Below are 18,603 nucleotides of genomic sequence, written 5' to 3'. Positions count from 1 at the left end.
GCGGCGCCGAATAATAAAGTTCGACAGGGAGTGCCTCGCATGAACAACCTCAAGACCACTTTGGCCGCCCTCACTGCCGCTGCGGCACTGGGCCTGGCGGGCAGTGCCCAGGCGGGCGTGACCTTGGACGCGATCCAGAAAAAAGGCTTTATCCAGTGCGGCGTCAGCGATGGTTTGCCAGGCTTTGGTGTACCGGACAGCCAGGGCAAGATGACCGGCATTGACGTGGACGTGTGCCACGCCGTTGCGGCGGCGGTATTCGGCGACGCGTCAAAAGTGAAGTTCAGCCAGTTGACCGCCAAGGAGCGTTTCACCGCGCTGCAATCCGGCGAAATCGACCTGATCTCGCGCAACACCACCTGGACCAGTTCCCGTGACTCGGGCATGGGCCTGGTGTTCACCGGCGTGACCTATTACGACGGCATCGGCTTTCTGGTGAATAACAAACTGGGCGTGACCGCCGCCAAGCAACTCGATGGCGCGACCATTTGCATCCAGGCTGGCACCACCACCGAACTCAACGTTTCCGATTACTTTCGCACCCACGGCATGAAGTACACGCCGATCACCTTCGACACCGCCGATGAAAGCGCCAAGGGCCTCGAAGCCGGGCGCTGCGACGTGCTCACCACCGACCAATCCGGCCTGTACGCCCAGCGTATCAAGATGGCCCACCCGGACGAGTTCGTGGTACTGCCGGAAGTGATCTCCAAAGAACCGCTGGGGCCGCTGGTGCGCAAGGGCGACGATGAGTGGTTCAGCATCGTCAAGTGGACCTTGTTCGCCATGCTCAATGCCGAGGAAATGGGCATCACCTCGCAGAACGTCGAAGAGCAGGCCAAGTCCACGAAGAACCCCGACGTGGCACGACTGCTGGGTGCCGATGGCGATTACGGCAAAGACCTGAAGCTGCGCAAGGATTGGGTGGTGCAAATCGTCAAGCAGGTGGGCAACTACGACGAAGTGTTCGAGCGCAATATCGGCCAGGGCAGCGTGCTGAAGATCAAGCGCGGGCTCAATGCGTTGTGGAGCAACGGCGGCATCCAGTACGCGCCGCCGGTGCGTTGATGTGGGAGCTGTCGAGCCTCAGCGAGGCTGCGATGCAGGCGCTGCGGTCTGGCAGGTGCTGCGCGGTGATCCCTTCGCAGCCTCGCTAAAGCTCGACAGCTCCCACAGGGGATTACCTGTGTTGATTAAATCGCGGTTAGCCGCCTGATCATTGGGAAGCACGCCGATGATTCAGGGGGCAGTGAAGATCAAATGTGGGAGCTGTCGAGCTTTAGCGAGGCTGCGAAGGCGGCGGCATTGTTGGGAGAGTGGTCGCCTGACCCACCGCTTTCGCAGCCTCGCCAAGGCTCGACAGCTCCCACAGGGGATTACCTGTGTTGATTAACTCGCGGTTAGCCGCCTGATCATTGGGAAACACGCCGATGATTCAGGGGCAATGAAGACCAACTGTGGGAGCTGTCGAGCCTTGGCGAGGCTGCGAAGGCGGCGGCACTGTTGGGAGAGTGGTCGCCTGACCCACCGCTTTCGCAACCTCGCCAAGGCTCGACAGCTCCCACAGGGATTACCTGTGCTGATTGAATCGCGGTTAGCCGCTTGATCATTGGGAAACACGCCGATGATTCAGGGGGCAATGAAGATCAACTGTGGGAGCTGTCGAGCCTTAGCGAGGCTGCGAAGGCGGCGGCACTGTTGGGGGAGTGGTCGCCTGACCCACCGCTTTCGCAGCCTCGCCAAGGCTCGACAGCTCCCACAGGGAATTACCTGTGTTGATTGAATCGCGGTTAGCCGCTTGATCATTGGGAAACACGCCGATGATTCAGGGGGTAGTGAAGATCAAATGTGGGAGCTGTCGAGCTTCAGCGAGGCTGCGAAGGCGGCGGCACTGTTGGGAGAGTGGTTGCCTGACCCACCGCTTTCGCAGCCTCGCCAAGGCTCGACAGCTCCCACAAGGGGATTACCTGTGTTGATTCAATCGCGGTTGGCCGCCTGATAATTGGGAAACACGCCGATGATTCAGGGGCAATGAAGACCAACTGTGGGAGCTGTCGAGCCTTGGCGAGGCTGCGAAGGCGGCGGCACTGTTGGGAGAGTGGTCGCCTGACCCACCGCTTTCGCAGCCTCGCCAAGGCTCGACAGCTCCCACAGAGGATTACCTGTGTTGATTAACTCGCGGTTAGCCGCCTGATCAGTGGGAAACACGCCGATGATTCAGGGGGCAGTGAAGATCAAAAATGTGGCAGCTATGGGAATGTGGTTAATCCGACACGGCATCTTTCCCCGCTGCCTTGGACCGGTACAGCGCTTGATCGGCGCGGGCCATCAGGGCGGCTGGGGCTTCGCCCATACGACGCTCCACCACACCCAGGCTCAGGGTCACTTTGAAATCGCCCACGGCGGGAATCTCAGTGATTTTCAGCCGAACCCTTTCGGCCATTTGCCTGGCTGTGTCCAAGGTGCTTTTGGGCAGGATCACCATAAACTCATCACCGCCCCAGCGTGCCAGTAAATCACCGGGGCGCACGCAATCTTCCAGGCCTTGCACTACCTGTACCAGGGTCCTGTCGCCGATGCCATGGCCATGCTGGTCATTGATCGGCTTGAAGTCATCGATGTCCATGGCCATCAGGGCCAACGGCAAGCGGAAACGCTCAGCACGCTCGCATTCTTCCAGCAGCACTTTTTCCAGACGGTAACGGTTGGCGATGCGCGTCAGGGCGTCCTGTTCGGCCAGCAGGCGGTTTTCATTGAGTTGCAATTGCAGTTGCTGATTGACCCGTGACAATTCACGGGTGCGCTCGGCCACCAGCGCTTCCAGGGATTGGTTGCGCTTTTGCAGCTGTTCGATGGAATTCTTGCGGCTATGAATATCGCGGTGCGCGCCGACCATGCGCGCCACCGATCCATCCGGGTTACGGGCAATCACGTAGCCCCGGTCTTCGATCCACAAGTAGGTGCCGTCTGCTTTTTGGCAGCGATATTCGGCTTGGTAATGGGGCGCGCGTTGGCTGATGTAGTTATCAAACACGACCATCACGCGGGGGTAATCCTCGGGGTGAATCACGTTCTCCCAGGTGAACACGCTGTTCTCCAGGGAGTGGCGCGGGTAGCCGAGCATTTCGTACCAGCCGGGGTTGCGGTAGACAAAACCGGTGTTGGCATTCCAATCCCAGATACCGTCACTGACCAGCTCCATGACGGCATGCAACATGTCGGCGTTGAGCTCGGAAAAGTCATTGCGTAGCGGTTGATTGCCGGAGTGATCGTCCATCTTTGCGCTTCCCTGCGTGCGCTGGCTTGTAAAGCCAGTCTTCGTTGACGCCAATACTCCGTGGCTGGCGCTACTGTACATCGGGGCTTGCGCGGTTTGAATAGGGCGGCTGTGCGGCTTTAGTTGGGTGGCTATGAGCCACTATTCCGGGCGAAAAATTGAGGGTGAGCGCTGATTTACTCCGGCGCCACCATCCGCGTGCGAGGCTTCCCATCTGCGTTGTGCTGGTAAATCGCCTCCGGCTGGCCCTGCTGATTGAAAAATACCTGGCCGATGCCCGCTGAATTCCACAGCCGTTCACCCGCCTCGGCATGCTGCGGAATATGCGGCACCACTTGCATGCTGCGGCGGCGAGTGAAGCCGTTAAGCGGGGAGCGCGGCGAGTAGAGCCAGCGATTAAGGCGGTCGAACCATTCCAGCAAGCGCGGTGGAAATTCGTTCTTGATGCCGCTGCTGGTGATCTGCCAGATTCTGGGGCCACCGTTGCGGTGGCGGATCAGCACTTCGTAGACGAACGAGTAATGCACATCGCCCGAAAGGATCACGTAGTTACCCGGCGTGCGCGAGTGGCGGAAGATGTTGAGGATGACCTGGGCGGCGCCGCGATGGGCCATCCAGTTTTCGGCGTCTACCAGCAGTGGGTAGCCACACCAGCTGAACACCTTCTGCACGGTCTCGATCAGCTTGACGCCAAAGATCGGAGCGGGCGAAACGATGATCGCCGAAGGGTGGTCGAGCAGTTCCTGTTGCAGCTCGCTCAAGGCTTCCCAGTCCAGCAGGCCGGAGGGTTGCTTGAGCGCGAACTCACTGCGCCAGCGCCGGGTGCGGGTGTCGAGCACCACCAGGGCGGGCGTGGTGGGCAGTACGTAATGCCAACGCTGGAACTTCAACAGCGTTTCCAGCAGGTCATCGTGCGCACCCGCCTGCAGATGGTCGTCTTGCACGTGGGCGGTCAGGGCCTGGGTTTGGCTCAGCAACTCGCCAAACACATCCGGTTGATTACCCCAACCCTGGCACAGCATGTACGCGAGCAGCGCATTACCGATGATGCGCTTGGAAAACGGATGGCCGTAGGCGGTTTCTTCCCATTGGGCGCTGAGGTTCCAGTCATCGGTGATGTCGTGATCGTCGAAGATCATCAGCGTCGAAAGGTGGGCGAAAACCCGCGCAACGCCTGGCAGGCCGTCACGGAATTTATCGATGTGCACCTGCTCGCGGGCATAGCGCTGGTGTTCCTCAGTGTTCAGTTGCGGCACTTGCGGTGCGATCAGCGTCCAGGGCGTCGGCGACCACGCCAGCATGTACATCGCGATCACTTCGGCAAAGGTCACCAAATGATTGTCGGCGGTGCTGCTGGTGAAAATCGGCTTTTTCACGCCACCAAAAAACCGCTCGCGCAGCGTCTCGTTACTCTCCAGTGCCGGTAGCAGGTCGGCGCGATGGTAATAGCTGGCGCGGTGCCCGTAGAGGCTGGCGCTGTCATCCACCACCGCGCCTTCGAGGTATTCGTCAAACAGGCCCAATCGGGCGATCAGCGCATGAATCGCCCGCAGCATCGGCCCGGCAACATCGTCGGCGTAGATCTGGTCGCCACTCATCATCAGCAAGGCTGGGCGTTCGGTTGGCGTGTGGGCCTCGGCCAGCAGGCGGTCGACGCACAGCAGACCTTCGTCGGCGCGGTGATGGGGCTTGCGGCAGGAGCCGTGCACCAACTGGCGGATGCGGCTGTGCAGCACGAAATTGGGTGGCTGGTTTTCGGCATACAGCAGGTGCGGCGCCCACTCGGCAATGCCGATGTTGTCGATCAGCAGGTCATAGCCGATCGCCACGTCCAACGGCAGGGCATCGTCCAGTTGTATATCGATCAGGTGGATGAACGCATGGCGCCCAACGGGCACGACCTGGCAATGCGTTGTGTCCAGATCAATCGTGCGCGTTTCGCCCTGGGGAATAATCAGCTTCAAGGACAATGCCAGGACACGGCTGCCCACCAGCCAGATCACCAGGCGCCGGGGTTCCAGGCGACGTAGCAGTGGGCCGGTAATGACAGCGGGCAGTGTGTTGGGTTGCGGCATGAAGCAAGCAGCTCACAGAAGATAGAACTGAAAGCGTAGCGCAGCGGATGTCAGTGTTTTGTTAACAGGCCATCCGCCGGCGCTTGCGGCGTTAAGTCAGCCGGCCTTGCCCGAGGGAATCCAGGGACGAGCTTTTTTTCGACTGAGATTGGGCGTTTTGCTGCAGTGGGTCGCTGACGTTATTCGCAGGTTTTTCCTGAGGCTTGGCGGGCGGCTCGACGGGCTGTATGGCTTGGTTGATGGTATGGGTGTGGAATGTGCTACCTATGATCATGGGAAAACCTCTTGCTCAATTGAAGGAGTGTTCTCGCATCAATATTCCCTTTGATTACGCATCGCTTCAGTGGCATTGGCCGGGTTTACGTTCCCGGCCATAGGTATCCGCATGTTTGGATTGTAGGATCAGGGCGTGTCTCAGGCAGGCTTTGGCACCGTAAACCTGAACTCACTGCCTCGGCCCACTTCACTTTCAGCTTCTATCCGCCCGCCGTGGGCCTGCACGATCCCTTGCGTGATGTACAAACCCAACCCGCTGCCAGTGGGGTTGTTCTCGGTCTGCGTCCAGTAGCGGTCAAACACATGCGGCAACTGTTCAGGCGCAATACCCTCGCCGGAATCGCGCACCGAGAACACGATTTCTTCGCCATTGCTCATGGCGCTGATGCCGATGTTGCCCTGGCGCGGGGTGAACTTGATGGCGTTGCCGATCAGGTTCGACAACACCTGGAACAGGCGCTCCGGGTCGGCGTGAATCTGCAGGCCGGGCTCGGTGTTGAACGACAGGTCGATGCCTTTCTCCATCGCCAGTGGCGCGAGCAGGGAATAGGCCTCCTCGAACATCTGGCTGACGTCCAGCGCAACCGGTTTGACCACATAACGCCCGGCCTCGATTTTCGAGGTGTCGAGCAAGTCTTCCAGCAGCACGTTCATGCGCCCGGCGGCTTGCTGCATGGTGTCGATGGCCGAGGAAATCCGCCGTGAGGTGTGTGGGCCATCCGAGCTGAAAGCCTTTTGCATCATGCCGCAGAGCATCGAGATAACCGTCATCGGGTTGCGCAAATCGTGGGACACCACCGCCACCAGCTCATCCCGCGCACGCACGGCTTGCTGCTCGCGCAACACCTGGCGGGCCAGGTCGTTTTCGAGGGCGGAGCGGCGCAGGTCGTTGGCGGCAAACAAATCGCCATGGCTCCACTTGGTGGAGATACCGGCCATTTCCACTTTCCAGATTTCAAACGAGGTGCGCGGGCGCAGGCGTAAACCGGCGTCGGAGGTTTCCAGGTTCAGGGGTTTGTTCGGGTCACCGCTCCAGTTGATGTTCTCTTTCACTTCTGGGCGAAACCACAGCACACCGTTATCCACCGGCTTAGGCAGGCTCATGGCCAACACGCCACTGGCGACTTGCTGGAACTCGGCGGCGGGCGGGTACACCGCCGCCAGGTTGTGGCTGGAAAACACCGGTTCGCCGCTGGCTTGCAGCCACTTGTGCAGCGCACGAATCTGCTCCGGGTGCGGGCAGTTGCCGTAACGGTGCAGCTGTTTGTCTTCAATGATCGCCACGCCGCCCGACAGGGTCAGGTCCATCAGCACTTGCGGCTGTTGGGCCAGGCCGTCGAACACGTTTTGTTCAGAGGCTTTCATCGCGCGATCAAGCAGGGCCAGGGCCTCGACTTTTTCTTCGCGCTGACGGCTGAGGTCCAACGCTTCCATGGCGCTGATCTGCAATGACAACACCTGGCCGATGGTTTGGCAGGCGACACGCAGGTCGTTAGGCACCAGCAGCGGCTCGCGGTTACCGCAACTGATCAGGCCCCAGAGCTTGTCGCCCGCCATCAACGAGATGCTCATGGACGACAACACGCCCATGTTCTGCATGTACTGGCAGTGAATCGGCGACACGCTGCGCAGCGTGGCAAAGCTCAAGTCCAGCGGCTGGCCGGTGTCCGGGCGCAGTTTGGGCAACAGTGGCACCGGCTCGTAGGCGGCATTCGGGATGATGCGCAGCCAGTTGGTGCGGTACAGCTCGCGGGCCTGCTCGGGGATGTCGGACGCGGGGAAGAACAGCCCGTTGAACAGCTCCATGGACGGCGCCGACGCTTCGGCGATCACCTGGCCATGGCCTTCGTCTTCAAAGCGATAGATCAGCACCCGGTCGTAACCGGTCATGGCCTGGATTTCATTCACACTGATTTCGTACAGCGCCTGCAGGGTTTTCGCCGACTGCAGGCGTTGCAGCATTTTGCCCAGGTCACTGGTGCGGCCATTAAGGGCGCGCGGCTTGAAATCCTCGAGGCGCGGCTCGAATTCCAGTACCAGCACGTTTTGATGGCGATGCAACAAGCCTTCAAACTCGGCGCCGTTGAGGCTGACGTGCAGCGGCGGCGCATCAAAAAACGTGTTCTGTTCAGCCATGGCTCGCACGGCTTGGGCGTGTTCTGCGCCAATCAACGTGTGCAGCGGCTGGCCCAGCAGTGTCTGGGGCGCGTGGCCGAATAAAGTGCCCACGTTGGCGCTGACCTGGATGATGTGCAGGTCGGGTTCCGACAGCGTCAGCAACACACCGTGGGGCTGGATTGCCCCCGGAAAGCGAATGGGTTCGTCGGCACAGTTGGCAAGCAGCTCTTCAAAATCGTCGGGTTTCATAGCAGTACCTCCTGGCTGGCGAGCCATTGCTCAAAGCCACTGAATGTCGAACAGGCCGCCGCCACGGCACGCTGTTTGGCGTGCGCATCGAGTGGCTGGCGGCCCAGGTAGTCGAGAAAGTCTTTCCAGCGCCGACCGGTCTCGGCGCCGTATACATTGAGAAACGCACCGCCGTTGCTCGCGTCGATGCCCAGCCGTTGGGCCATTTCCCGGCGCAGCACTTGACCGCCCAAGGTGGCGCCTTCGAGCACGTACAGGGCGCCGAGGCAGGCGGCGGGGGTGTCAAAAATGGGCAGTTCGGTGCAGCGGGGCAGGGCACTGATCGCAAGGTCCTTCAGGCCGAGGGCGTGCAGGTCGCTCAGCAGCGTGGGCGTTTTCACCCGCAATACGGCGTTGTATCCGTCGGCGATCAAGCCGCTGTCGTGCAGTGCCGCTTCGATGGGCGCATAAAAGCCGTAGTACGCCTGGAGCAAGCGCCGATACCAATCGGCATCCAGGTCTTGCGCGAAAAACGGCAGGCGTTTTTCCAGCGCTACATGCAGTAGCCCGGTGCCGTCGCGTAACGCTTCCAGTAATGAGGGCGCACCAAGGTCAGGGGCCTGTGACTGCATTCAATGAGCTCGAACTGTGGGCCTTTCGGCCATGAATGACGCGCGTAAATGGGCGACGATTCTACACAACTCATTGCCGTCAACTGTACGCACAAGGCGAAAAGGCTGACCGACGGATCAGAAAAGTCGCTCCTTGCGTGATTAATGACCACGGGGCAGCGCCTCAAGTTCGCTTTAAGTGATATTGCGGCGCTATCAATGCAGCGAAGAGCCCCGCTGGCTCAGCGCCGTTTGCACGCACTGGACCAAATGTTCGGCACTCCACGGTTTGGGCAAAAACCGCACCGAACCGCCCAGCTGTGCTGCCAACTTGGTATTGCCGGAAGTCAGCACCACCGGCACCGACGGCCAGCGATGCGCCACCACCTTGCTCAGGTCGTAGCCGTTGAGCAAACCTGGCATCTGGATATCGCTGACAATCAAATCCACAGGGTCATCGCCGCGTTCCAGGTAAATCATCCCTTCATCCGCCGAAGGAAATGACGTCACTTGCGCCCCGAAATCCTCCAGCACATCCACCATTAACGAGCGAATAATCTCGTCGTCTTCCAGCACTAAAATCGATGGCTGAGCCATGATCCTTACTCCACCATCAGGGTTCAGTAAGGTGGAGTGGGGAGGGTGTGATTAGGTTCGATTGGATGCGTATGAGGCGATGGATGGTCATTTGGAGGGTCTAGGTTGCGCATCCGCAAGGCATCTTGCACGATACCGCGCTTACCTGCACAGGACTGGCCTGATCCCTATTGGCCATCGAACAAGGCCGTCAATCATGCACACTCCTTCCGCGCTGCTGCTCGACCCAAACCTGGGCAACCGCATGATCAAAGTCGACCACGCCGGCGAGCATGGCGCGATCTGTATTTACAGCGGCCAGCTGTTCATGGCGCGGTTGTTTGCCCCGAGCATGGTCGCCGAACTGAAGGAGTTCTTGTCCCACGAACGCCGCCATCGTGCGGTGTTCCAGGCCGAGTTGCAGCGCCGTGGTTATCGCCGTTGCCGCAGTTATTGGCTCTGCGGGCTGGGCGGGCTGGTGCTGGGGTTGCTCACCGGGCTTTGCGGGCGCAAGGCTATTGTCGCCACCACGGTGGCGGTTGAAAGCGTGGTACTCAAGCACCTGGCCCATCAACTTCACACCTTGCACGACATCGACCCGTTGGCGGTGGCGGCGATTGCTTCCATCGTCGAAGAGGAGCAGCACCACCATGACCACTCGGCCGCGCAGATTGATGTGCGTGACCCGTGGTTCAGGGCGCTCACGCCGGTGGTCACGGCGTGGACCGAAACGGTGATCTGGATGGGCATGCGCTCCTGACAAACAGGCATAATCGCCGCAACACCTGCCGTGGAGCCCGCCATGAAGTACGCCTTACTGACCCTCGCCCTGATCCTCAACACCGCACCGGCCTTTGCGGCGGGCGATGCCGAGGCGGGCGGCAAGCTCTTCAGCAAGACCTGCGGCGGTTGCCACAGCATCGGCGAAGGCGCGCGCGGCGGCTTCGGCCCACAGCTTAACGGCATCATCGGCCGCCCCGCCGGCACCACCACGGATTACCAGTACTCCGACGCGATGAAAAACTCCGGCGTGGTCTGGACCCGCGACAAACTCGCCGCCTATATAGAGGCGCCGAAGAAAGTGGTCAGCGGCACGCGCATGATCTTCTGGGGCATCAGTGATCAGGAAAAAATTGAAAACATCCTGGCGTACCTCGAAACCTTCCAGCCCAAATGATCACTCGCGCACGTTTTTAAACAGCATCAACCGCGCACTCTCATGCAACCCGCGCGTCAGCCCCTGCAGGCGTTGAAACTCTTCGGGGTGCTGCTCGGCCACATCGTCGCGCGGCGTTGGCGAGGCCAGGTCATGCAGGGTCGGCGAGCTGCCGTCGTGTTGCATCTGCAGCAGGAAGTCCTTGGTCACGCCGCCGATAATCGGGAACGTGCCCTCGTGCAGCACCAGCGGCACCACACGTTCACCTTCCGGCGCCGGCTGCTGGATGTCGCGGCCCATCGCGCCATTGCGAAACGGTACACCCGCCATGCCCGCCACGGTCGGTAGCAAATCCGCCAGGCCCACCGCTTCTTCGATCACCCGCGGTTGCAGGCCCGGCGCGTGGATCAGCATCGGCACATTATTGCTTTCCAGGCCCAGCTGCTCGAAGGCCGGCGCCATGTGCGGGATCTGGCTGATCCGCGTGTTGTGGTCGCCGAAGAACACGAAAATGGTGTTGTCGTACCAGCCACCGGCCTTGGCGATGTCCATCAGGCGGCCAATGTTGAAGTCCAGCAGGCGCACGGCGTTGTATTGCTCGACACTGCGCGAACCGGCGGCCTGGGCTTGTTCCAGGGTTACGTTGCTTAATTCAAACCCGTCGTTGTGCTTGGGGATGGTAAACGGGCGGTGGTTGCCGGAAGTTTGCACGTAGGCGAAGAACGGTTGGTCCTTGGGCACCGCGCGCAGCAACTGGTCGCCTTCCTTGAACAGGTCCAGGTCGGAGATGCCCCACACATCCACCCGTGGCGAGCGCCAGTGGCTTTCGTCAAACAGCTGCACGCCGTCGATGCTCTGGCGGATCAGCGCATTGATGTTCGCCCAGCCGGCATTGCCGTTGATCATGTAGAACTTCTGGTAGCCCTCGAAGGCATTGATCAGCGTGTGTTGCCGGGTGATCAGCGGGTTGCGTGTGGCGGTCTCCTGGCGGGTGACATCGGGCACGCCGGTGATGCTCGCCCACACGGTTTTGGCCGTGCCGGTGACGGGCACGTAGAAGTGTTTGAAGAACCAGCTTTGCGTCGCCAGTTTATCCAGGTTCGGCGTGGGGTTCAGCGGGTTGCCGTAGGCACCGACGGCGCTGGTGCCGAGGGATTCGAGCATCACGAAGACCACGTTCGGCGGGCGCTCGCCTTGCAGGCGATAGGGCTGCACGCCTTGCTCGCGGGTGAAGTTCAGTCGCTTGGGATCGGGTTGGTCAACGCCCAAATACTCGGCAACTTGCGAGTAATGCTCGCGCACCTTGCCTTCATCGAATTGCGATTGGCCGACCTTGAGCGTGTCGTACAAAAACAGCACCGGGTTCAGGCCCACGGCGGCGACCTGGCTGTTGCCGGAAAAGAACGCATCGCTCCAGCGCAGCGGCACCGGGTTTTCCAGGTTGAGGTTGGCCACGCGGCCGAGCAACGCCAGCAGTACGGCGACAACGCCGACCACGGCTACAGAAGCCACCGCCCATTTGCCGATGGGTTTGGCTTCGCGGTCCAGGGTCAATCGCTCCAGGCACACCAATGCCCATACCCACAGGGCCACGGCTGCCAGCCAACAGGCGGTTATCCACAGCACCGGGTAGGTTTCCCACACCATCTGCTGAGAAATCTGCGCGTCTTGCAGGTAGCGCAATACCGTCGCGTTGATGCGCACACCGAGGTAGGCGTAGTGGCCGAAGTCGATGATGTACACCAGGCCGACCACGGCCAGTGCCACCACCAGATAGCCACGCGCCAGCCAGCGCAGGGCGGGCAGGGTGGTGAGGTTCCAGCTTGGGAACCAGGCCAGCAGCGCCAATGGCAGCAGGATCAACACCGCCAGGCGCAAGTCGAAACGCAAGCCGATGCCCAGGGTTTCCAGCAGCGCCGGCGTGTTCAAATCCAGACCGGAAAAGCTGATTAAAAACACCAGCCGCAGCGCGGCCAGCAACCCAAACACCAACCCAATCGCGCCCACGCCGTAGCGCAGGCGGCGTGATTGCAACACACCCATCATTGACCTCTACTCAATCTCACAAACACCACCAAGCCAATGTGGGAGCGGGCTTGCCCGCGAAAGCGTTGGTTCAGTGCCAGATGTGCTGCCTGACCCAGCGCATTCGCGAGCAAGCCCGCTCCCACAGTTTGAGTTGCATTCATCCAGTGGCCAGCGGATCGCCCCGCCAACATTGACCTCTACTCAATCTCACAAACACCACAAGGCCAATGTGGGAGCGGGCTTGCCCGCGAAAGCGCTGGTTCAGTGCCACATGTGTTGCCTGACCCAGCGCTTTCGCGAGCAAGCCCGCTCCCACAGTTTGAGTTGCATTCATCCAGTCGCCAGCGGGTCGCCTCGCCAACATTGACCTCTACTCAATCTCACAAACACCACAAGGCCAATGTGGGAGCGGGCTTGCCCGCGAAAGCGCTGGTTCAGTGCCAGATGTGCTGCCTGACCCAGCGCATTCGCGAGCAAGCCCGCTCCCACAGTTTGAGTTGCGTTCATCCAGTGCCCAGCGGATCGCCTCGCCATCATTGATCTCTACTCAATCTCACAAACACCACCAAGCCAATGTGGGAGCGGGCTTGCCCGCGAAAGCGCTGGTTCAGTGCCAGATGTGCTGCCTGACCCAGCGCATTCGCGGGCAAGCCCGCTCCCACAGTTTGAGTTGCATTCATCCAGTGGCCAGCGGATCGCCCCGCCAACATTGACCTCTACTCAATCTCACAAACACCACCAAGCCAATGTGGGAGCGGGCTTGCCCGCGATAGCGCTGGTTCAGTGCCACATGTGCTGCCTGACCCAGCGCATTCGCGGGCAAGCCCGCTCCCACAGTTTGAGTTGCATTTATCCAGTGGCGAGCGGATCGCCTCGCCATCATTGACCTCTACTCAATCTCACAAGCACCACCAAGCCAATGTGGGAGCGGGCTTGCCCGCGAAAGCGCTGGTTCAGTGCCACATGTGCTGCCTGACCCACCGCATTCGCGAGCAAGCCCGCTCCCACAGTTTGAGTTGCATTCATCCAGTGGCCAGCGGATCGCCTCGCCATCATTGACCTCTACTCAATCTCACAAACACCACCAAGCCAATGTGGGAGCGGGCTTGCCCGCGAAAGCGCTGGTTCAGTGCCACATGTGCTGCCTGACCCACCGCATTCGCGAGCAAGCCCGCTCCCACAGTTTGAGTTGCGTTTATCCAGTGGCGAGCGTGTCTGATCGCGCCATCCTTGATCTCGACTCGATCTCTCAAACATCACAAAGCCAATGTGGGAGCGGGCTTGCTCGCGAAAGCGCTGGTTCAGTCACATATATGCCGCCTGACCCGCCGCATTCGCGAGCAAGCCCGCTCCCACAGGTTGAATTGCATTAATCCAGCGATGACGCAGTAGCCCGTTAAAAGCGGATCCACCAAGTAATCCCAATAGTTTTCCGAAGCCTTCAGCCGCAGCGCGAACGCCAAGGTGCCCAGCGCCAGCATCCAAACTGCCAGCGCATTACGCAGCCACAGCATCAACAAGGCCGCCGCGCCCACCAGCACAATCATCGGCCGAGGGTTAAAGCCCCAGCGGTAGGGGTCGTAATACGTCAGGCCCATCGTGGCCGGGTACAACAACAGGCTCAGCACGCCAAACAGCACCAGCACTTGCACCTGCTGTTGACGACCAAGCGGCTGCACCACCCCCAATCGACACAGGCTTACACACGCCAACAACACCAATGTGCTGATTGCCAGGTCATCGGTAAAGCTGCGCACATACGCCGCCAGGGACAGTTCATTCACCGGGATAAAACTCAGCACCACCAACAGCGGCAGCAACCACGGGCGCCACGGCGCGGTAAACCGAAACATGCTCAAGAGTACAAACCCCAGCAGCACAAAACTCAAATGGGCCTGCCACACAGAAACCATCACAGATGCTCCGCCAGCCAGGCTTCGTTGAAGCTGACATGTTTGATAAACGTGTTATTCCACGAGTACACCAAGTGGTACGTGCCGTCCGGGCTGCGGCTGAAATACGGGTACTCGTACTCAAAATCGCAACCACGTGGTTTGCACACGCGGTAGTCCAGGTTGCTCAAGAAGCGTTGTTCCAGCGGCAGGCGTTTGGCGCCGCTGGAAGCGCGGAAGCCTTCGCCGATGATTTCTTTGTAGGCCTCGTGGGAGAAGGGCTGGCCGAGCGGGTCGGGCGATTGGTCCAGCTCGATCACCGTGCGCCATTGGCTGAACTGCGCGTTGGTGCCGTAGAGGCTGAGCTTGAAGCGCCCGTCCTGCAGGTCGTTGAGGGCGACCAACAAACCGTCGTCCTCGGTGGCCACTGCCGCCAATGATGAATTGGGGTTGGCCGGCTCCAACGGGTACGGCTCGCTCCAGGTTCGCCCGGCATCTTCGGTGCGGCTGGCGAGCACGCGGTGATGGGTTTCGCCGGCGTAGCGCAACATCGCCACGGCGCGCTGGCCGTCCTGCGGCACGATGGTCGGTTGCAGCGAATGCTTGCCACGGCTGATGCGGAATTTGTCGATTACCGCGCCGTCCGCGCTCAAGTACAGGTACTCGGCAAACTTGCCCATGAACTCGTGGTACACCGGCAGGCCGATGGAGCCATCGGCATGAAACACCGGCGCGGCACGCACCAAAGTGCTGATGTTGAAGAACGGCGAGGTGACCAATTGCCGAGGCGCCGACCAGTTCACGCCGAGGTCATCGGAGACCATCACGTTGATCGCACTGGTGGCCCAACCGCCGACCGACACCGACACATAAAACATCCACAGTCGCTTGTCCGGCCCCAGCGCAATCACCGGGTTACCGAGTTTGCGAATGTAACGCTGGGTGCCGTCGCGGGTGCTTTCCCGCGTGGCCAGCACGTGTTCGGCGCCCCATTCACCACTGCGTGCATCAAAGCGCGCGGTGCGCACCTGCACGTCCGCAGCGCCTTCGCGGCTGCCCGCAAACCACACGGCCATCAAGTCGCCACCGGGTAGCGCGGTGACGGAAGATGAGTGCACAAAGTCAGTCAGTTGCGAGGACACGAAGCGGCTGGTGTATTGCGGCGCCGTCGCGACCTTCGAGGGTGGCGGGCTCGCTTGGGCAAACGGCGCCAGCACATGGGGCGGATGGCTCAGCCAGGCGGCGATGAATACCCCGAGCAGGCTGCAGATCAGTAGGGCGGAGCGCATAGAGAACCTGTCAGAGAAAAGGATTACTGCGCACGCTCATCCGGCAGGCGCTTCCTGCGACCGGTGAGCATGGATAACGGCAGGTTGTCCTTGACCTGGATACTTTCAAACACGGCGGCCAGCACATGCACACAGACCAGACCCAGCAGCACATTGGCGGCGGTTTCGTGGACTTGCAGCGGCCAGTCGGCACCCCATAGCGCGTCGACTTCCTGCATCAGGAAGCCGCTGATGCCGAGGGTCAGCAGCGCCGACAACATCAACAGCATCACCAACGCGCCGATGGGCGAATGGCCAAGGCGATGCAGCGCTCGCCCGCTGAATACCGTACGCACATGCGCGCCGAGACGCGCAGGCGTCGGCCAGAAATCCGACCAACGCGCGCTGCGCGGTCCGACAAAACCCCACACCGCTCGCACCAGCAGCCAGGCCATGGCGTAATAGCCCAGCCACACATGCCAGTCGTCGCCTGCTTCGTTGAAGAAGTAGTTGGCGATAAAGACTCCGGCGATCGACAGATGAAACAGCCTGACCAACGGGTCCCACAGGCGCAGGTTTTCGCCTGGCATCAGCCCTTGATCTCAGTCTTCACGGCTTTGCCGGTCACCGGGTCGTGGTAGATCTCGACCTTGCGCTTGTCCTTGTCGAAGCCATAGATTTCGTAGCAGTTGCCGTCGGTGACCTTGAACTTGCTGATCTCATACCCTTCGGCCTTGAGCTTGTCCTGGAAGGCTTTTTCGTCTTGCCACTGCGAGCGCTCGGCGGTGGTGCACTGCGGGCCGGCGAGGGCCATGGGGCTGGCGATAATCAAAGACAGCAGGAGAATTTTGCGCATGGAAAAGCTCTCAGCAGATGTGGGAGATTTCACAGTGCAAAACCAACCTTAGCGCAACCTTAGTTGGCAACGCGCCGTAACATCTTTACTGGAATAGCCCACACTGGAACCCGGCATGATGCCGCCGTTTCCCACAGAGATTCTGCTATGCGCCTACTCCTCGTCGAAGATGATCGTGCCCTCGGCCAGGGCATTCGCGTGGCATTGGGCGCCGAAGGCTACACGCTGGATTGGCTGCACGATGGCCTCAGCGCCTTGCACGCCCTGCGCACTGAAAACTTCGATTTGCTGCTGCTCGACCTCGGCCTGCCACGCCTCGACAGCCTCGACCTGCTGCAGCAACTGCGCGCCGGGCAGCACGACCTGCCGGTGCTGATCCTCATTGCCCGCGATGGCACCGCCGAGCGCATCGCCGGCCTGGATGCTGGCGCCGACGACTACCTGATCAAACCCTTCGACGTCGAAGAACTCAAAGCCCGCGTGCGCGCCTTGCTGCGCCGCAGCCAGGGCCGCGCGCAACCGATGCTGGAACACGCCGGCGTCAGCCTCGACCCGGCCACCCAGCAAGTGCGCTACCAGGATGAAGACATCATCGTCACGCCGATGGAATACCAACTGCTGCACCAACTGATGGTGCGCCCCGGCAAAGTCGTGACCCGCGAACGCCTGGCCCGCGCGCTGTATGGCTGGCAGGATCGAGTCGAGAGCAACACCTTGGAAGTGCTGATCCATAACCTGCGCAAAAAGTTATCCACCGAGCTGATCCGCACCGTGCGCGGCGTCGGCTACGTGCTGGCGCTTAAACCATGAGCTCGGTGCGCGCACGCATCCTCATCCCGGTGCTGGTGTTGATTTTGCTCGGCGACGCGCTGATCAGCTGGCTCGTACTGCGTGACAGCCACCACGAGATCGAAGAAGTCTACGATGCCCAACTCGCCCAAAGTGCGCGCCTGCTGCAAGGCGTACTGCGCCAGCGCGACCCCGGCGAAGCGGATTGGGACCGCCTGTATCAAGCCTTCGACCACGCCATGAGCCGCGTCGGTGAAGACGGCGTCGCCCACCCGTATGAAACCCGCCTGACCTTCCAGGTATGGCGCAGCGACGGCGAGTTGTTGGTGCGCTCCGCCGAAGCGCCCGTACTGACGGCACCGCCGACCACCCTTGGCGCCCACGACATCATCGACAACGGCAACGACTGGTGCGCCTTCCTCCTCGCCGACCCGCAACAGGGTTTGCTGATTTGGGTGGGCGAGCGTGATGACATTCGCCAGGACCTGATCGAACGCATCGTGCGCCACACCCTCTGGCCCACCCTGATCGGCGTGCCGCTGCTGGCCGTGCTGATCTGGCTGACCATCGGCTGGGGCCTCAAACCGCTGCGCGCCATGGTGCTGTCGATTCGTGGGCGCAACACCGACACCTTGCAACCACTGCACCTCAAGCCGCTGCCGAGTGACTTGGAACCCATGCAAACCGCGCTGAACCGGCTGTTGGTGCAGATGGATGATTTGCTCGAGCGGGAGCGGCGCTTCATCGCTGACGCCGCTCACGAACTGCGCACGCCGCTGGCGATCCTGCGCATTCACGCGCAAAACGCCCAAAGCGCCGCGACCGAAGAGCAACGGCGCGAAGCCTTGGATTTTCTGGTGAATGGCGTGGACCGCGCAACGCGCATTGGCAGCCAGTTGCTGACCATGGCGCGCATCGAGCCGCAACTGAACAACCCCGTGTGCAAGCCTGTGCAATTGACGGAGTTGGTGCGCGAAGAACTCGCTGAGCTGACACCGCTGGCGATGGAAAAGGGCGTGGAGCTGGTGCTGGAAGGCCAAGAGCAATGTTGGGTGAAAAGCGAGCCGGTAGCCCTGGCGATTGCGTTGCAGAACCTGGTGACCAATGCGCTCAACTTTTCCCCGGCCGGCACTGAAGTACGGGTGGTCATCGGTGCTGATTACTTGAGCGTGGAAGACCAAGGCCCGGGGATTGATGAGGCGGAGCTGGGCCGTTTGTTCGAGCGGTTTTACAGCCGCGATAACGCCAATGGCGCGGGGTTGGGGTTGGCGATTGTGGAGATGATCGTGGGCAAGATCGGCTGCCGGTTGACGCTGCACAACCTGGAGCGAGGCGGCTTGTGCGCACGGCTGGTATTCAACCAAACCTGAAGCGCCCCGGCTCAACTGTGGGAGTTGTCGAGCCCCAGCGAGGCGACGATGGTATCACCTCGGTACACCTGCCCAACCCAAGC

At 60.8% G+C, this 18,603-nt stretch carries 15 protein-coding genes; 5 read left to right on the top strand and 10 right to left on the bottom strand.

Going from position 1 to position 18,603, the window contains the following annotated elements; all coding sequences use genetic code 11:
* Positions 1–39: 39 nt before the first annotated feature.
* Positions 40–1,068: an amino acid ABC transporter substrate-binding protein gene (locus PspR76_RS25495; protein WP_159959744.1), complete on the top strand. Its 1,029-nt coding sequence runs from the start codon at positions 40–42 to the stop codon at positions 1,066–1,068.
* A 1,195-nt stretch (positions 1,069–2,263) separates the two neighbouring features.
* Here PspR76_RS25495 and PspR76_RS25490 read toward each other — a convergent pair.
* From PspR76_RS25490 to PspR76_RS25470, 5 genes are all read right to left on the bottom strand, one after another.
* A complete protein-coding gene (locus PspR76_RS25490; RefSeq protein ID WP_159959742.1) occupies positions 2,264–3,277 on the bottom strand; it encodes a sensor domain-containing diguanylate cyclase in 1,014 nt (337 codons plus the stop codon).
* 176 nt (positions 3,278–3,453) lie between these two features.
* Positions 3,454–5,352 carry an alkaline phosphatase D family protein gene (locus PspR76_RS25485; protein WP_159959740.1) on the bottom strand — a complete coding sequence of 633 codons (1,899 nt, stop codon included), beginning with the start codon at positions 5,350–5,352 and terminating at the stop codon, positions 3,454–3,456.
* A 414-nt stretch (positions 5,353–5,766) separates the two neighbouring features.
* Positions 5,767–7,995, bottom strand: coding sequence for an ATP-binding protein (locus tag PspR76_RS25480; protein ID WP_159959738.1), 2,229 nt, complete (start codon positions 7,993–7,995; stop codon positions 5,767–5,769).
* Positions 7,992–8,606 (bottom strand): biliverdin-producing heme oxygenase, encoded by a 615-nt coding sequence (locus PspR76_RS25475; RefSeq protein ID WP_159959736.1) that lies wholly within the window; start codon positions 8,604–8,606, stop codon positions 7,992–7,994. The genes PspR76_RS25480 and PspR76_RS25475 overlap by 4 nt, the downstream gene beginning before the upstream one ends.
* A gap of 195 nt (positions 8,607–8,801) precedes the next feature.
* On the bottom strand, positions 8,802–9,182 hold the full coding sequence (locus PspR76_RS25470) for a response regulator (protein WP_159959734.1): 381 nt from the start codon (positions 9,180–9,182) through the stop codon (positions 8,802–8,804).
* 196 nt (positions 9,183–9,378) lie between these two features.
* Here PspR76_RS25470 and PspR76_RS25465 point away from each other — a divergent pair, with 196 nt between their 5' ends.
* Together PspR76_RS25465 and PspR76_RS25460 are read left to right on the top strand one after the other, a co-directional pair.
* Complete coding sequence (locus PspR76_RS25465) at positions 9,379–9,921, top strand: demethoxyubiquinone hydroxylase family protein (protein WP_237235698.1); 543 nt, start codon at positions 9,379–9,381, stop codon at positions 9,919–9,921.
* 42 nt (positions 9,922–9,963) lie between these two features.
* A complete protein-coding gene (locus PspR76_RS25460) occupies positions 9,964–10,338 on the top strand; it encodes a c-type cytochrome (RefSeq protein ID WP_159959732.1) in 375 nt (124 codons plus the stop codon).
* Here the strand turns inward: PspR76_RS25460 and PspR76_RS25455 are convergent, their stop codons facing one another.
* From PspR76_RS25455 to PspR76_RS25435, 5 genes are all read right to left on the bottom strand, one after another.
* Positions 10,339–12,360, bottom strand: coding sequence for an LTA synthase family protein (locus PspR76_RS25455; protein WP_159959730.1), 2,022 nt, complete (start codon positions 12,358–12,360; stop codon positions 10,339–10,341).
* A gap of 1,286 nt (positions 12,361–13,646) precedes the next feature.
* Positions 13,647–14,258 carry a hypothetical protein gene (locus PspR76_RS25450; protein ID WP_159959727.1) on the bottom strand — a complete coding sequence of 204 codons (612 nt, stop codon included), beginning with the start codon at positions 14,256–14,258 and terminating at the stop codon, positions 13,647–13,649.
* Entirely contained in the window at positions 14,258–15,526 is a 1,269-nt protein-coding gene (locus tag PspR76_RS25445) for a sialidase family protein (protein ID WP_159959725.1), read from the bottom strand. Before PspR76_RS25445 ends, PspR76_RS25450 begins: the two co-directional genes overlap by 1 nt.
* A gap of 23 nt (positions 15,527–15,549) precedes the next feature.
* A complete protein-coding gene (locus tag PspR76_RS25440) occupies positions 15,550–16,095 on the bottom strand; it encodes a cytochrome b/b6 domain-containing protein (protein WP_159959723.1) in 546 nt (181 codons plus the stop codon).
* Positions 16,095–16,361 (bottom strand): PepSY domain-containing protein, encoded by a 267-nt coding sequence (locus PspR76_RS25435; RefSeq protein ID WP_159959721.1) that lies wholly within the window; start codon positions 16,359–16,361, stop codon positions 16,095–16,097. Before PspR76_RS25435 ends, PspR76_RS25440 begins: the two co-directional genes overlap by 1 nt.
* Positions 16,362–16,508: 147 nt before the next feature.
* Between PspR76_RS25435 and PspR76_RS25430 the strand changes: the two genes are divergently transcribed.
* On the top strand, positions 16,509–17,171 hold the full coding sequence (locus tag PspR76_RS25430) for a response regulator (protein WP_159959719.1): 663 nt from the start codon (positions 16,509–16,511) through the stop codon (positions 17,169–17,171).
* Positions 17,168–18,520: a sensor histidine kinase gene (locus PspR76_RS25425; protein WP_159959717.1), complete on the top strand. Its 1,353-nt coding sequence runs from the start codon at positions 17,168–17,170 to the stop codon at positions 18,518–18,520. The genes PspR76_RS25430 and PspR76_RS25425 overlap by 4 nt, the downstream gene beginning before the upstream one ends.
* Positions 18,521–18,603: the final 83 nt, after the last annotated feature.

It is taken from the genome of Pseudomonas sp. R76 (assembly GCF_009834565.1).
In the GTDB taxonomy this organism is placed as follows: Bacteria; Pseudomonadota; Gammaproteobacteria; order Pseudomonadales; family Pseudomonadaceae; genus Aquipseudomonas.
Note: the sequence above shows the minus strand (reverse complement) of the source record. Positions and strands in the feature narration are given on the sequence as shown.

Bases quoted from the DNA above. Each gene is read 5' to 3' on its own strand.
- PspR76_RS25460 (WP_159959732.1), top strand. From the start codon at position 9,964: ATGAAGTACGCCTTACTGACCCTCGCCCTGATCCTCAACACCGCACCG.
- PspR76_RS25495 (WP_159959744.1), top strand. From the start codon at position 40: ATGAACAACCTCAAGACCACTTTGGCCGCCCTCACTGCCGCTGCGGCA.
- PspR76_RS25440 (WP_159959723.1), bottom strand. From the start codon at position 16,095: ATGCCAGGCGAAAACCTGCGCCTGTGGGACCCGTTGGTCAGGCTGTTT.
- PspR76_RS25485 (WP_159959740.1), bottom strand. From the start codon at position 5,352: ATGCCGCAACCCAACACACTGCCCGCTGTCATTACCGGCCCACTGCTA.
- PspR76_RS25430 (WP_159959719.1), top strand. From the start codon at position 16,509: ATGCGCCTACTCCTCGTCGAAGATGATCGTGCCCTCGGCCAGGGCATT.
- PspR76_RS25435 (WP_159959721.1), bottom strand. From the start codon at position 16,361: ATGCGCAAAATTCTCCTGCTGTCTTTGATTATCGCCAGCCCCATGGCC.
- PspR76_RS25470 (WP_159959734.1), bottom strand. From the start codon at position 9,182: ATGGCTCAGCCATCGATTTTAGTGCTGGAAGACGACGAGATTATTCGC.
- PspR76_RS25465 (WP_237235698.1), top strand. From the start codon at position 9,379: ATGCACACTCCTTCCGCGCTGCTGCTCGACCCAAACCTGGGCAACCGC.
- PspR76_RS25480 (WP_159959738.1), bottom strand. From the start codon at position 7,995: ATGAAACCCGACGATTTTGAAGAGCTGCTTGCCAACTGTGCCGACGAA.
- PspR76_RS25490 (WP_159959742.1), bottom strand. From the start codon at position 3,277: ATGGACGATCACTCCGGCAATCAACCGCTACGCAATGACTTTTCCGAG.
- PspR76_RS25425 (WP_159959717.1), top strand. From the start codon at position 17,168: ATGAGCTCGGTGCGCGCACGCATCCTCATCCCGGTGCTGGTGTTGATT.
- PspR76_RS25455 (WP_159959730.1), bottom strand. From the start codon at position 12,360: ATGGGTGTGTTGCAATCACGCCGCCTGCGCTACGGCGTGGGCGCGATT.
- PspR76_RS25445 (WP_159959725.1), bottom strand. From the start codon at position 15,526: ATGCGCTCCGCCCTACTGATCTGCAGCCTGCTCGGGGTATTCATCGCC.
- PspR76_RS25475 (WP_159959736.1), bottom strand. From the start codon at position 8,606: ATGCAGTCACAGGCCCCTGACCTTGGTGCGCCCTCATTACTGGAAGCG.
- PspR76_RS25450 (WP_159959727.1), bottom strand. From the start codon at position 14,258: ATGGTTTCTGTGTGGCAGGCCCATTTGAGTTTTGTGCTGCTGGGGTTT.